We start from the raw sequence: 14376 nt of genomic DNA, 5'->3' as shown, positions 1-14376 counted from the left end.
TCAGATGCGGCCCTTGTCCGGGCCTTGGGCACCCGCCGCCGGGGCGGGCGCCATGAGGTCTAGTGCGACTGGTGCGCGTCGTGGTCCATCGCGGCGGGTTTGTCCTGCCGCTCCTCGACGCCCTCGGCCGGCTCCTCGCTGCGCGCGGGATTGCCGGTCTCGGGGAAGGTCGCGGCGGTCCCCTCCCCGGCGGCGTGGCGGTTGTCGTGCTGGAGCTTCGCCCGGTTCTCCTGGCTCTCCTTGCCCGCGCCGCCCATCATGTCGATATGCATCATGTCCTTCATGCACATCTGGCCTTCGCGCACGCACATGTTGAGCACGGCCTCATAGAGCCCGTCGTCGACGGAGGCGTAGTAGCGCACCGGCTCCCTGGAGCTCGGCTTTTCGAGCTTGAGATAGGCGTCGCGGTTGAGCGCCGTGCCGTTCTGCTTGACCTGCGCGACCCAGGCGTCGAAGCCGGCCTGGTCCACCCCGTGGAACTTGAAGCGCATATGGGAGAAGCCGTCGCCGCTGTAGTTGGACGAGAAGCCGTCATATTCGCCGGCCTTGTTGATGACGGCGTGCAGCTTCGTCTCCATGCCCGGCATCGTGTAGATCATGCCGGCGAGCGCGGGGACGTAGAAGGAGTTCATCACCGAGGAGGCGGTGAGCTTGAAGTTGATCGGCACGTCGACGGGCGCTGCCATCTCGTTGACCGTGGCGATGCCGTAGTCCGGATAGAAGAACAGCCACTTCCAGTCGAGCGCCACCACCTCGACGGTGATCGGCTTCGTCTCTTCGGAGACCGGCCGCGCGGCGTCGATCCGGTCGAGCGGGCGGTAGGGATCGAGCTTGTGGGTGCTGACCCAGGTGATCGCCCCGAGCGCGATGATGATGGCGAGCGGGGCCGACCAGATGATGACCTCGAGGCCCGTGGAATGGTGCCATTCGGGATCGTACTTGGCCGCCGTGTTGGACTGGCGGTAGCGCCAGGCGAAGAAGAGGGTCAGGAAGATCACCGGCACGATGATCAGCAGCATCAGGACCGTCGAGATGACGATCAGGTCCCTTTGCTGCGTGGCGATATCGCCGGAAGGAGACATCACGACCATATTGCATCCGGAAAGGATGGCGAGCATGGGAGCCAAAGTGATCGAGTGTCGGGCTAAACTGAATTGCTTCGGCATTGCGGCCTCAACTTGCGTTCTGTCTAGTCGGCAATAGTCGGGCGCGGTGGCGGTTGGAAATGAGGTCCATCGTCGCAGCGCAGCATTCTGTCGCAGCACGGTAGACAATCAGGGGCTTTCTGTCGATGCGCGATTGTACTAGCGCAATAGAAATGCCCGTTGTCAATTTCCGGCACCAGCAAAGCGACGCATGCCGGTCCTTGATCTTCGAGGCCGATTGATCAACATTCTAGTGACATGACCCTAATCCACGCGGAGGCGTTCATGAGTTCGGCCATCAATCCCACATCGTCCGGTCTGGAGCGGGATGCCCGCCGCATGCACCAGGACGACAAGCCGCTCTCGCCGGGCAGCGTCGCCATCGGCGTGGTGATCGGCCGCACGTCGGAATTCTTCGACTTCTTCGTCTACGGCCTCGGCTCCATCCTCGTCTTCCCGAAGCTCATCTTCCCCTTCGCGCCCAATGCGGTGGCGGCGACGCTGATGTCCTTCGCGCTGTTCCCCCTCGCCTTCCTCGCCCGCCCGGTCGGCTCCTTCGTCTTCATGTGGATCGACCGCAACTACGGGCGCGGCACGAAGCTCACGGTGGCGCTGGTGATCCTCGGCGGCTCGACGGCCTCCATCGCCTTCCTGCCGGGATACGACACGCTCGGCTACTGGGCGGTGGCCCTCCTCGCGCTCTTCCGGCTCGGACAGGGTTTTGCGCTCGGCGGCGCCTGGGACGGCCTCGCCTCGCTGCTGAACCTCAGCGCCCCGGCCAACCATCGCGGCTGGTACGCGATGATCCCGCAGCTCGGCGCGCCCATCGGCTTTGCGCTGGCCAGCATCCTCTTCGGCTATTTCGTCAGCAATCTCTCGGAGGCGGACTTCCTCGCCTGGGGCTGGCGCTATCCCTTCTTCGTCGCCTTCGCCATCAACGTGGTGGCGCTCTTCGCGCGCCTGCGCATCGTCGCCAGCAAGGAATTCGGCGCGGCCATGGAGGCGCAGGAGCTGCAGGCCCGGCCGATCTTCGAGATGCTGAGCAAGCACGCCATCGACGTCGTGCTCGGCGCCTTCGTGCCGCTCGCCAGCTTCGCGATGTTCCATCTCGTAACGATCTTCCCGCTCAGCTGGGTCACGCTCAAGGGCGGCCAGTCGGCGGCGGAATTCCTCTGGGTGCAGGTGGCGGGCGCGGCCTTCGGCGCGGTCGGCATCATCCTTTCCGGCGTCATCGCCGACCGGATCGGCCGGCGCAACCAGCTGATGGCCGGTGCGATCCTGATCGCGATCTTCTCCTTCTCCGCGCCGTTCCTGCTCGATGCCGGCGGCAAGGGCCAGGATGCCTATATCCTCATCGGCTTCTTCATCCTCGGCCTCACCTTCGGCCAGTCCTCCGGCGCCGTCTCCTCGCGCTTCACGCAGTATTACCGCTATACCGGCGCGGCGCTGACCTCGGACCTCGCCTGGCTGATCGGCGCCGCCTTCGCGCCGCTCGTGGCGCTGGGTCTCGCCTCCAGCTTCGGCATCATCTTCATCGGCGGCTACCTGATCTCCGGCGCGATCTGCACCATCGCGGCCCTCAGCCTGACGAAGGTTCTCGACCAGCAGTAACGGTCTCCACACCGCATCCGGAGGGCGCCCCGCGGGGCGCCCTTTTCGTCCGGCGATTGCCAAGGCTCCCGCCGGCCAATATGCCTTCACGTCAGGAACGGCGGAAGCGAAGGCAGCGCATATGGACGTGACGACGAACGGCAACATATCCTTCTGGTACGCCGATATCGGCGGCGTGCCGCAAAGGCGTCCCGCCCTTCCCGGCGACCGCGAGGCCGATGTCTGCATCATCGGCGCCGGCTATACGGGCCTGTGGACCGCCTATTACCTGAAGAAGGCCGATCCCTCGCTCGACATCGTCGTCGTCGAGCGCGAATTTGCCGGTTTCGGCGGCTCGGGGCGGAACGGCGGCTGGCTTTCCGGCGGCTTCGGCTGGTCGCGGGAAAAGTACCTCAAGACCGCGACGCGCGGCGCGGTGGTCGACATGCAGCGGGCCATGGCCGGCACGGTGGACGAGGTGATCCGCGTCGCTGAGGCCGAGGGCATCGATGCCGATATCCTGCGCGTCGACAACATCACCGTTGCCACCAACAGGCCGCAACTGGAGCGCGCCCGCGAGGAATATCAGTTCTACCTCGACTGGGAGATGCCGGCCGACCGCATGGAGATGCTCTCGGCGGAGGAAGCGGCGCGGCGCATCCGCATCGCCGGCGTCGAGGGCGCCTTCGTCATCCGCGACATGGCGCGGGTCCAGCCGGCCAAGCTGGTGCGCGGCCTTGCCAACGTGGTCGAGGGCCTCGGCGTCCGCATCTTCGAGGGCACCGCCGTCACCGGCTTCACGAAGGGCCGCGTCGAGACGGAGCGCGGCATCGTCCGCGCGCCGGTCGTCATCCGCGCCACGGAGGGTTTCACCGCCGGCCTGCCGGGCCATGAGCGCACATGGCTGCCGCTCAACAGCGCACAGATCGTCACCGAGCCGCTGCCCGAGGCGCTGTGGCGGGAGATCGGCTGGGAAGGCCATGAACTGCTCGGCGATGCGGCGCATGCCTATTGCTATGCCCAGCGCACCCGCGAGGGCCGCATCACCATGGGCGGTCGCGGCGTTCCCTACCGCTTCGGATCGAAGACCGATATCGACGGCCGGACGCAGCAGGCGACCATCGACGCCCTCCATGCCATCCTCACTCGCCTCCTGCCGCAGACGAAATCCCTCAAGATCGAGCATGCCTGGTGCGGCGTGCTCGGCGTGCCGCGCGACTGGTGCACGACGGCGGGCTTCGACCGGGAAACGGGCATCGGCTGGGCCGGCGGCTATGTCGGGCTGGGCGTCTCCTCCTCCAACCTCGCGGGGCGGACCCTGGCCGACCTCGTGCTCCGGCGCGAAACGGAACTCACCGGCCTTCCCTGGGTCAACCGCATGGTGCGCCCATGGGAGCCGGAGCCCTTCCGCTGGCTCGGCGTCCATTCCATGTACCAGCTCTACCGCATGGCGGATGCGCGGGAATTTACGGGCCTCCAGCACACGTCGCGGCTCGCCGCCATCGCCGACGGCATCACCGGACATTGAGCCGGCGGCGGGTCCTTACATTTTTCCATCGCGGGACGGAATAAACCGGCGGGGTCCGGTGTCTTGGCATGGACGGCTCCGGAAGCGCGTCATAACGATGGAGAAGACCATGAAGCTCTTTGTTCTCGTCCCGCTGGCTGCCGCCCTCCTTGCCGGCACCGCCTTTGCGGCAGAGCCGTTCAAGACCGTGAAGACCGACAAGGGCGAGGTGCTTGCCGGCGAAAAGGGCATGACCCTCTACACCTTCAAGAAGGACAAGCACGGCAAGTCCGCCTGCTACGACAAATGCGCCGCCAACTGGCCGCCGGCCAAGGCCGCTTCCAACGCCAAGGCAGAAGGCGCATATTCGCTCGTCACCCGCAAGGACGGGTCGAAGCAATGGGCGAAGGACGGCATGCCGCTTTACTACTGGGCCAAGGACACCAAGGAAGGCGATGCGACCGGCGACGGCATGAACGGCGTCTGGAATGTCGCAAGGCCGTGATCCCCACGCCATGACCGATGGCGGCGGGCGGGAAGGCGACGCCTCCCCGCCCCCTGCCTTCGAGGCGCAGATCCTTGCCCTCCTGCCGCAGTTGCGGCGCTATTCGCGCAGCCTGACGCGCTCCGACGCGGAGAGCGAGGATCTCTTGCAGGACTGCGTCGAGAAGGCGCTCGTCCACCGCGCGCAATGGCGCGGCGCGAACATTCGCGCCTGGGCCTACCGGATCATGACCAACCTGCATCTCAACGCGCAACGGGCCGTCGCGCGGCGGCCTTCCGTCGGCATCGAGGAAGCCGACGCCATCGCCGAGAACGCCGCACCTTCCGATCCGCTGGAACGCAACCGCCTGGTGCAGGCGCTGGAGATCCTGCCGAAGGAGGCGCGGGCGGTGCTGATGCTCGTCGCCGTCGAAGGCCATTCCTACCAGGAGGTCGCCGGGATCCTGGAAATTCCTGTCGGTACCGTCATGTCGCGCCTTTCGCGCGCCCGGCAGATGCTGCGGCAAAGGCTGCAGGAGGAAAACGTCATTCATTTGCGGAGCCCACGATGAGCGAGCGCCAACCCATCGGCGAACCCGACCTGCACGCCTATGTCGACGGGCTGCTCGACGAGGCGGAGCGCCGGCACGTCGAGGATCATCTGGCGGAGGACCCGGAAGCCGCCCGGCTCGTCGCCGACTGGCAGGCGCAGAACGAGAGCCTGCGCGACGCCTTTGCCGGCCATGCCGTTTCCCGCCCGTCCGATGCCCGTCTCGTCTCGTCGCCGGCGGCGGCAGGGGCAGGCTTCCGCCGCTTCGCCATGGCGGCCGCCGCCGCCGGCCTTTTCGTGCTCGGCGGGCTTGCCGGCCATTTCGTGCCGCCCCTTTTCGAAGCGCCGCCGCAGCAAGTCGCGGCGATGGACGCGCTGCCGCAGGAGGCGCGCAACGCCTATCTCATCTATGCGAGCGAGGTGCGCCATCCCGTGGAGGTCTTCGCCGACGAGGAGGCGCATCTCGCCGCATGGCTCGGCAAGCGGCTCGCCATACCGGATCTCAAGGTGCCGAGCCTGCAATCCATCGGCTTCCGGCTGGTCGGCGGCCGCCTCCTTCCCGTCGCCGACAGGCCGGGCGCCATGTTCATGTACGAGAACGAGGCCGGGCGGCGCGTGACCGTCCTCGTCGGGCGCAACGGGGACAATCGCACGACGAGCTTCCGCTTCGCGTCAGCAAGCGGCATCGAGACCTTCTACTGGATCGACGGGGACCTCGGCTATGCCGTGACAGGCGACATTTCCCGCGATGTCCTGCAGCAGATCGCCGAGGAATGCTACCGCCAGTTCCCCACCTGAGGGACGCCGGAAGGGCGGAGCGAAGGGCCGGGCGGGCACGTCCGGCCGGCGAGGACACACCTACAGGTTCAGGCAAGCTCACGGTTGTATCGAGCAGGCTGCCGGATCGTGCATTTACGTGTGTTTTCGTTTCCTTCTTTCAGGACTTTGCCCAGGATTTTGCCATGACGTCGATCGTTTCCTCGCTCAGCCTCAGCCAGATCCGGCAGCTTTCGACGGAGACGATCCAGCAATGGTCGACCGAGGACGTGGCCTCGCTGTCCACGAGCCAGATCGGCGCCTTCTCCTCCAAGCAGATCGCGGCGCTGGAACTCGAGGATATCGGCATTCTCAGCGACGGCCAGATCAGCGCCATCTCGCAGGGCGCCATCATCGGCCTGTCGCTCGACCAGATCGGCGCGCTCACCCATTCCTCCATCGAGAACCTGACGACGGGCCAGGTCGCGGTGCTGACCGCATCGCAGGTCGGCGCGCTTTCGGCCGACCAGGCCGAGGCCCTGACGCCGTCGCAGGTCCAGGCGCTGGGCACCGCGCAGCTTGCGGCCCTCGCCCCGGAGGACCTTGCGACCTTCTCGACCGAGGACATGGCGGCGATCAGCTACAAGGCGGTGCAGGGCCTCAGCCCCGCGGCGCTGGCGGCGCTCTCCAGCGGGCAGGTCGCCGCGCTCGCGCCGCTCGCCGTCGCCGGCCTTACGACGGACCAGACCGGAGCGCTCACGCCCGACCAGATCGCCGCGATGACGACGGCGCAGATCGCGCTGCTCAAGCCCGCGCAGATCGCGGCGCTGAGCGCGGAGGCGGTCAAGGCGTTCTCGGCCGAACAGATCGCGGCGCTGAGCAGCGGCGCCATCACCGGCTTCTCCACCGCACAGATCGGCGCACTCTCCGAAGGGCAGGTCGAGGCGCTGACGCCCGCGCAGGTCAAGGCGCTGTCGGCCCAGCAGCTCGGCGCCATCTCCGCCGACGGCCTTGCCACCTTCTCGGCCGAGGACATCGCCGCCATCGCGGCCAAGGCCCTTTCGGGACTCAGCACCGACGCCATCGCGGCGCTTTCCGAAGAGCAGGTCGCCGCGTTGAGCGTGCAGGCCATCCAGAGCCTTTCGGTCGCGCAGGTCGCCGCCTTCACGCCCGACCAGACCGCCGCGCTCACATCCAGGCAGCTCGCCGCCATGGGCGCCGCGCAGATCGCCGCCTTCAGCGCCGACGACCTCGCGCGCATGTCAACCGACAGCCTTGCCGCGATTTCGGCGAAATCGCTGTCCGGGCTCAGCACGGCGGCCATCGCCGCCCTCAGCACCGAGCAGGTCGGCGCGCTCTCCACCGCGCAGATCGCGGCGCTCACCGCCCTGCAGGTCTCCGCCTTCACGACCGACAGCATCGTGGCGCTCTCCACCCGCCAAGTCGCCGCCTTCGGCAGCGCGGCGGTGCGGGGCCTCACGGCTAGCCAGATCGGCGCCATGAGCGAGGCGCAGGTCGAGGCCTTCACCCCGACGCAGATGAAGGGCTTCACCGCCGTCCAGGCCGCCGCCCTCGACAAGGCCGGTATCGCCACCTTCTCGACAGCCGACATCGCGGCCCTCTCGCCGGCCGCGGTCGCCGGTCTCAGCCCGGATACCATTTCGGGCATGACGCCGGCGCAGATCGCCGCGCTCAGCACGAAGGCGGTCGCCGCCCTCACCCCGGCGCAGATCGCCGCGCTGGACGAAAGCCAGGTCGAGGCCTTCACGCCCGCCCAGATCAAGGTGATGACCGCGGCGCAGATCGCCGCCTTCAGGCCGGAGACGCTCTCGACCTTCTCCAGCAGCGACATCGCTGCGATCCGCAACAACGCGCTCATCGGCCTCGGCCCGGATGCGCTCGCCGCCCTTACCACCGGCCAGATCGCGGCGCTGACCTCCGCCCAGATCGGTGCGCTCAAGACGACGCAGATCGCCGCCCTCGACAACGGCCAGATCGAAGCCCTCACCCCGACGCAGGTGAAGGCGCTGACCGCCGCGCAGCTTGCCGTGCTGAGCGTCGATGCGCTCTCGACCTTCTCGACGGCCGATATCGCGGCCCTCAGCAACAGGGCGGTTTCCGGCATCGGCAGCAGCGTCCTTGCCGCCCTTTCGCTCGAGCAGATCGGCGCCTTCGGCACCCTTGCGCTCACCGGTCTTTCCACGGCGCAGATCAGCGCGATGAAGACGGAGCAGATCGCGGCGCTTGCTCGCTCGCAGATGGGGGCGCTGAACGCCGCGCAGATCGCGGCCATCGACCCGGCCGTGCTGGCCGACATGACGCCCGCCCAGATCGCGGCGATCAACAGCAAGGCCATTGCCGGCCTGCCGACCTCGGCCATCGCCGCCCTGTCGCCCGAGCAGGTCGCCGCGCTCAGCCCGAGCGTCGTCGCGCGCCTTTCCACCCTGCAGATCGCGGCGCTGAGCACCGGCCAGGTCGAGGCGCTCACGCCCGACCAGATCCGCGGAATGAACGCCAAGCAGATCACGGCGCTCGGCGCGGAGGGCATCGCGACCTTCTCCACCGAGGACATGGCGGCGATCAACACCAAGTCCATCAACGGCCTTGGCAGCGCAGCGCTCGCCGAACTCTCGACCGCCCAGATCGCCGCGCTCACGAGCGGCCAGATCGGCGGCCTGACGGCGGCGCAGATCGCCAGCCTCGGCGAAGCCTTCCTGAGGGCCCTTGCGACCGGGCAGATCACCGCCATCGGCACGGGCGCGATCGGCGGCCTTTCGGCCGACCAGATCGAGATGCTGAGCACGGCGCAGATCGAGGCGCTTTCCTCGCAGCAGGTCAAGTCGCTGACCTCCGCGCAGCTTTCCGCCCTCAGCGGGGCGGATCTCGCCACCTTCTCGACGGAAGACCTCGCGGCGATCTCCAGCAAGGCCATCGCGGGTCTCAGCCCTGCGGCGATCGCCGGGCTCACCACCGCGCAGATCGCAGCGCTCAGCCGCACGACCCTCTCCGGCCTGACCGCCTCGCAGATGGAGGCGCTGACGAGCGCGCAGATCGCGGCCTTCTCGACGGCGCAGATCGGCGGCTTCACCTCCGCCCAGATCGGCGCACTCGAACCGCAGGACATCCGCGCGCTCTCGACCGCCCAGATCGCCGCCCTCAGCCGCGGCGCGGTCTCCGGCATCGCCCCGGACACCTTCGCCTCGCTGACCTCGGCGCAGATCGCCGCCCTCAGCACCAGCGCCTTCACCGGCCTGACCAGCGACCAGATCGAGGCGCTGAGCCCGCTGCAGGTCAGCCAGCTTTCCGCCGCCCATCTCAAGGCGCTGACCGCCGCCCAGGCCGGCGCGCTCGACACGGATGTGAAGGCGCTCACCCCCGAACAGCTCGCCGGCCTCACCCCGGCGGCCGTTTCCGGGCTGCGCTCCGGCCAGATAAGCGCGCTGGGCTCCGACCAGATCGCTGCACTGACCACCGCGCAGATCGCGGCCCTGTCGTCCGGCCAGGTCGCAGCGCTCAATCCGTCCGACCTCGATGCCCTGTCGAACGCCCAGCTCGCCGCCCTCAGCGCCTCCGGCGTTTCCGGCCTCACCTCGAGCCAGATCGCCGCGCTCAGCCTGTCGCAGATCGGCGCGCTCGGCACACGGCAGATGGCCGCGCTGACCTCCTCGCAGATTTCCGCCTTCGGCACGGCGCAGATCGCCGCCCTCACGACCGGGCAGATCGCGGCCCTCAATGCCGGCAGCATCGCCGGCTTCACCTCGCAGCAGCTTGCCGTGCTCAGCACCAGCCAGGCCGAGGCGCTGACCAGCGCCCAGGTCGGCGCGCTGAATCCCGACCAGATCGGCGAATTCGGCACGGCGGAGATCGCGACCTTCTCCACGAAGGACATATCGATGATCACCGCCAGCGCCATCAAGGGCATTTCGGCGGCGACGCTCGCCTCGCTCTCCACCGCCCAGATCGCCGCCTTCAGTGCGGCCGCCATGGGTGCGATGACCACCCAGCAGCTCGCCGCCCTCACGACCGCGCAGGCCGAGGCGCTGACCCGCACGCAGATCGCGGCGCTGAGCTCGACGCAGATCGCCGCCCTCAGCCCCGAGGACATCGCGACCTTCTCCACCCAGGAAATGGCCGCCATCTCGTCCGGCGCCCTGCCGGGCCTTTCGACCGAGGCGCTCGCGGCCCTTTCGACGGCGCAGATCGCCGCCCTCAGCTCCACCGGCATCGCCGGCCTCACCACCAAGCAGATCGCCGCCCTCAGCCTCGCGCAGGCGGAAGCCCTGACGACGAGCCAGATCGGCGCGCTCAGCTCCACGCAGCTCGCCGCCTTCACATCCGACGGCATCGCGACCTTCTCGACGCGCGAGATCGCCGCCATCGGCTCGGATGCCATCGGCGGCCTTTCGACCGAGGTGATCGCCGCCCTCTCGACGGGGCAGGTCGCCGCGCTCAGCACCGCGGCCATCGGCGGGCTCGGGACGAAGCAGATCGCCGCCCTTTCCAGCGACCAGCTCGATGCGCTTTCGGCCGATCAGGTCCGCGCGCTCAACGCGCGGCAGATCGCCAATCTCGGCCCGGCCTATATCGCGACGCTCTCGACGGCGCAGATCGCCGCCCTCAGCGCGGCGGCCATCGCCGGCCTGACGCCCGAGCAGATCGCCGCCTTCTCCACCGCGCAGGCCGAGGCGCTGACGCCGACGCAGATCGCGGCCTTCTCCTCGCGCCAGATCGCCGCGCTGGACATGGCCAAGCTCGACACCTTCTCCTCCGCGGACATCGCGGCCATCGGCTCGGGCGCGATCGCGGGCCTTTCGACCGCCATGCTCGCCTCGCTGTCGACCGGCCAGATCGCGGCGCTGAGCGCCGCCGGCCTTTCCGGGCTTTCGAGCGACCAGGTCGCGGCACTTTCCGGCACGCAGATCGAGGCCATGACCACGGCGCAGCTCGGCGCGCTCGGCTCCCGGCAGGTCGCGGCGCTGCGCGCTGACGGCATCGCGGCGCTGACGCCGGCCCAGATCGCCGCGCTCAATGCCGACGGCATCGCCGGCCTGACCTCGGCGCAGATCGGCATCCTCTCGCCGCTGCAGGCCGAGGCGCTGACGGCAACGCAGATCGCCGCGCTGAGTTCGGCGCAGATCGGCGCCTTCAGCCCCGCGAATCTAGAAACCTTCACGCCCGCCGAAATCGGCGCGATCACCTCGCGCGCGGTGGCGGGCCTGCCGACGGCGGCGATCGCCGCGCTCACCCCCGCCCAGGTCGCCGCGCTGAATGCGGCGGGCCTCACCGGCGCGCAGATCGGCACCTTCAGCGAGAGCCAGTTCGAGGCGCTGACGAGCCTGCAGATGGCGGCGATGGGCTCGACGCAGGTGGCTGCCCTGACCACGGCCAATATCGCCACCCTCTCGCCCGAGCAGATCGCCGCCCTCAGCACGGCCGGCGTCGCGGCCCTCTCGACGGCGCAGATCGCGGCCCTCAGCACGGCGCAGGCCGAAGCGCTCACCAACACGCAGGTCGGCGCCCTCAGCTCGCAGCAGATCGCGGCCTTCAGCGCCGACGACCTCGCGCAGTTCTCGGCCGCGGACATGGCGGCCATCAGCTCACGGGGGATTCTCGGCCTTTCGACCGGCATGATCGCCTCGCTGACGACGGCGCAGATCGCCGCCCTCGGCACGGCCGGCATTTCCGGCATGACGAGCGAGCAGATCGCCGCGCTCAGCGCCGATCAGGTCGAGGCGCTGACGGCGACGCAGATCGGCGCCTTCACCTCACGCCAGATCGCCGCCTTCGACGCCGCCGACATCGCCCTCTTCACCACCGCGGAAATCGGGGCGATCGGCTCGGCGGCCATGGCCGGCCTTTCCGCCTCCATCCTCGCCGGCTTCTCGCCGGAGCAGATCGAGGCGCTGAGCCCCGCCGGCATCGGCGGCATGACGACGGGCCAGATCAGCGCCCTCAGCCCGAACCAGATCGCCGCGCTCTCCACCGCGCAGATCAACGCGCTCACCTCCAAGCAGGTCGGCGCCCTCGCCGTCGCGGACATCGCGGCGCTGACGCCCGGCCAGATCGCCGCCCTCAGCCCGAGCGGCATTGCCGGCCTTACCGGCATGCAGGCCGCGAGCCTTACCTTCGAGCAGGCCGAATCCCTCTCGGCCAGCCAGGTCGCAGCTCTGACGGCCGCCGCGCTCGGCGGGCTTTCGAGCGAGGCGCTCGACACCTTCTCGACGAGCAAGCTCGCCGCCATCGGCTCCAGCGCCATCAAGGGCCTGCCGCCGAGCTATCTTGCGACGCTTTCGGATGCCGAGATCGCCGCGCTCGGCACCGGCGCGATCTCCGGTCTCAGCAGCGCCCAGGTCGCCGCGCTCTCGCCCGGCCAGCTCGAAGCCTTCTCTATGGCGCAGATCGCCGCCCTCAGCTCGCCCGGAACAGCCGGCCTGACGCCGGCGCATATGCAGACCATCTCGACCGAGGAACTGGCGGCGATGAGCCCCTCGGCCATCAAGGGCCTTTCCCCGGCGGTGATAAGCGGGCTGTCGACGGAAAGCATCGCGGCCCTCGGCACCGGCCAGATCGCGGCCCTGACCTACAGCCAGGTGAACGCCATGAGCACGGCCCAGGTGGCGGCGCTGACGGTCGAGCAGGCGGGCGCGATGACGGCGACGCAGACGGCCGGGCTCGGTGCGGACGATCTTGCCACCTTCTCGCCGGACCATATCGTCGCCCTCGGCACGAATGCGGTGCTGGGCCTCAGCACGGCGGCGCTCGCCGGCCTCAGCAGCGAGCAGGCCAATGCCTTCACGCCCGCCCAGCTTGCCGCCATGACCCCGGCGCAGGTCGCCGCCCTGCCGCGCGGCCCCGCCGCAACGACGGTGACCGGCGGCACGTCGGGCACGGGCGGAACGTCCACGGAAAGCACGGAGCCGACGGCGGACGCCACGACGAGCGATCCGCAATCCGACATCGCGGCGATCATCTCGTCCTATCTGGAGATCTGAACCGGAGCGGACCCGGCCTCCGGGTTCGCCGCAAGAGAGGCGGCCTCCTCGGCGGCGAGGGCCGGCGGGGCGGTCCGCACCCGGCGGGCATCCGCTGTTCCATCCGGCCGCGCCGCCTCGACCCGGTTGCGGCCGTTCGCCTTGGCGCGATAGAGCGCCGCATCGGCCCGGCGCAGGAGGTCGTCATAGGTCTCGTCACGGGCCGCGCGCGCGGCGAGACCGGCCGAGACCGTCAGGGCGACCCCTTCGCCATCCGCCGAAAAGCCGCCGTTCTCCACCGCCGCGCGCATCCGCTCGACGATGGCGAGCCCGTCGGCCTCCGCCAGGTCGCGGAAGAGGACGACGAATTCCTCGCCGCCGGTGCGGGCGATCAGGTCGGCGGGGCGCAGCCCGGCGCGCAGCCGGTTCGCGACATGGACGAGCACACGGTCGCCGGCATCGTGGCCATAGGTGTCGTTGATCGCCTTGAACTTGTCGATGTCGAACACCGCGAGGCAGAGGCCGCCGCCGGCCTGCCGCGCCGAAAGAAACGCCTCGGCGCCGGCGCGGGCGAGGCTGCGCCGGTTCGGCAATCCGGTCAGGTAGTCGGTGTCGGCGGCCCCCTCCAGACCGCGCTGCAGCCGGTCCGAGCACATCAGCAGGAAGGCGGTGGTGCCCATGACCGGCAGCGTGGTCATCAGCAGGGCCGACAGCACGTTCAGCCAGTTGCCGCCGCTTTCCACGGCAAAGCCCTCGGAAACGTCGGCGAAGAGGTAGAGCATGCAGCGCGCCGCCGCATAGAGGCCGACGCCGGCGAACATGGCGGTGAGGATGGAACGGGCGAGCGAAGCCTCGCCGCGGCCCCTGTTCATGAGATCCCTGACGCACATCGCCATCAGCCCGACCCAGACGACGGAAACCACCGCCATGCGGACATGGAAGTTCGGCATGACCGCCGAGAACCAGGCGACGACCAACGAGGCCGCCAGCGCCGGCAGGAACAGCCACGCGCCGACCGGCAGCCGCAGGAACCGGCGGATCGCCACGCAATAGGCCGCCAGCCCGAAGGCGAAGCCCGCATTGGCCGCCGTCAGCATCAGGGGCCGCGGCAACGGACCGCCGAGCGCGAAGACGATGCATCCGAACGCCACCAGCAGCGTGCCGAGACACCACTGCCGCGCCGCGGGCCTGAGGCCGGCGGGCAGTTCGCGTCCCATGGCGGTCAGGATGGCCCCGTTGGCCAGCACCATGATCGACGCCATCGTGAATATGGTTTTCGCATCCATTCCGAACGCGCTCCTTTCAGGAGACCGTTGGCGGCCCATGATGGAGCGGCCAGCGCACGAAACGCGGCGCCGAGAAGCACCGCAACAT

8 protein-coding genes are annotated in these 14376 nt (G+C 69.1%); 6 read left to right on the top strand and 2 right to left on the bottom strand.

Translation table 11 applies throughout. The annotated features are described in order from the left end of the window. Window positions 1-59: 59 nt before the first annotated feature. Window positions 60-1118: a ubiquinol oxidase subunit II gene (cyoA, locus tag ACZ48C_RS03615; RefSeq protein ID WP_413251112.1), complete on the bottom strand. Its 1059-nt coding sequence runs from the start codon at window positions 1116-1118 to the stop codon at window positions 60-62. Between the two features lie 312 nt (window positions 1119-1430). Here cyoA and ACZ48C_RS03610 point away from each other — a divergent pair, with 312 nt between their 5' ends. The 6 genes from ACZ48C_RS03610 to ACZ48C_RS03585 all read left to right on the top strand — a co-directional run bounded on the left by ACZ48C_RS03610 (window position 1431) and on the right by ACZ48C_RS03585 (window position 13023). Next, window positions 1431-2756 carry an MFS transporter gene (locus ACZ48C_RS03610; RefSeq protein WP_119258139.1) on the top strand — a complete coding sequence of 442 codons (1326 nt, stop codon included), beginning with the start codon at window positions 1431-1433 and terminating at the stop codon, window positions 2754-2756. Window positions 2757-2877: 121 nt separating this feature from the next. Continuing rightward, complete coding sequence (locus ACZ48C_RS03605) at window positions 2878-4263, top strand: NAD(P)/FAD-dependent oxidoreductase (RefSeq protein ID WP_464782213.1); 1386 nt, start codon at window positions 2878-2880, stop codon at window positions 4261-4263. Between the two features lie 109 nt (window positions 4264-4372). Further along, the gene (locus tag ACZ48C_RS03600) at window positions 4373-4747 is read left to right on the top strand and encodes a COG4315 family predicted lipoprotein (protein WP_119258228.1); all 375 of its coding nucleotides are present in this window, start codon (window positions 4373-4375) and stop codon (window positions 4745-4747) included. Next, complete coding sequence (locus tag ACZ48C_RS03595; RefSeq protein ID WP_464782212.1) at window positions 4731-5297, top strand: RNA polymerase sigma factor; 567 nt, start codon at window positions 4731-4733, stop codon at window positions 5295-5297. Before ACZ48C_RS03600 ends, ACZ48C_RS03595 begins: the two co-directional genes overlap by 17 nt. Next, a complete protein-coding gene (locus ACZ48C_RS03590; RefSeq protein ID WP_464782211.1) occupies window positions 5294-6073 on the top strand; it encodes an anti-sigma factor family protein in 780 nt (259 codons plus the stop codon). The genes ACZ48C_RS03595 and ACZ48C_RS03590 overlap by 4 nt, the downstream gene beginning before the upstream one ends. 164 nt (window positions 6074-6237) lie before the next feature. Next, window positions 6238-13023: a beta strand repeat-containing protein gene (locus tag ACZ48C_RS03585; RefSeq protein ID WP_464782210.1), complete on the top strand. Its 6786-nt coding sequence runs from the start codon at window positions 6238-6240 to the stop codon at window positions 13021-13023. Here ACZ48C_RS03585 and ACZ48C_RS03580 read toward each other — a convergent pair. After that, the gene (locus ACZ48C_RS03580) at window positions 13008-14288 is read right to left on the bottom strand and encodes a GGDEF domain-containing protein (protein ID WP_464782209.1); all 1281 of its coding nucleotides are present in this window, start codon (window positions 14286-14288) and stop codon (window positions 13008-13010) included. The genes ACZ48C_RS03585 and ACZ48C_RS03580 overlap by 16 nt on opposite strands. Window positions 14289-14376: the final 88 nt, after the last annotated feature.

It is taken from the genome of Shinella sp. 1A1 (genome assembly GCF_055379515.1).
The sequence above is the reverse complement of the archived record's forward strand: the minus strand, read 5'-3'. Positions and strand labels throughout refer to the sequence as shown.

What these genes read in the sequence shown, in the direction of transcription:
- cyoA (WP_413251112.1), bottom strand. Translation starts at nt 1,118, where the DNA reads ATGCTCGCCATCCTTTCCGGATGCAATATGGTCGTGATGTCTCCTTCC.
- ACZ48C_RS03610 (WP_119258139.1), top strand. Translation starts at nt 1,431, where the DNA reads ATGAGTTCGGCCATCAATCCCACATCGTCCGGTCTGGAGCGGGATGCC.
- ACZ48C_RS03605 (WP_464782213.1), top strand. Translation starts at nt 2,878, where the DNA reads ATGGACGTGACGACGAACGGCAACATATCCTTCTGGTACGCCGATATC.
- ACZ48C_RS03600 (WP_119258228.1), top strand. Translation starts at nt 4,373, where the DNA reads ATGAAGCTCTTTGTTCTCGTCCCGCTGGCTGCCGCCCTCCTTGCCGGC.
- ACZ48C_RS03595 (WP_464782212.1), top strand. Translation starts at nt 4,731, where the DNA reads ATGTCGCAAGGCCGTGATCCCCACGCCATGACCGATGGCGGCGGGCGG.
- ACZ48C_RS03590 (WP_464782211.1), top strand. Translation starts at nt 5,294, where the DNA reads ATGAGCGAGCGCCAACCCATCGGCGAACCCGACCTGCACGCCTATGTC.
- ACZ48C_RS03585 (WP_464782210.1), top strand. Translation starts at nt 6,238, where the DNA reads ATGACGTCGATCGTTTCCTCGCTCAGCCTCAGCCAGATCCGGCAGCTT.
- ACZ48C_RS03580 (WP_464782209.1), bottom strand. Translation starts at nt 14,288, where the DNA reads ATGGATGCGAAAACCATATTCACGATGGCGTCGATCATGGTGCTGGCC.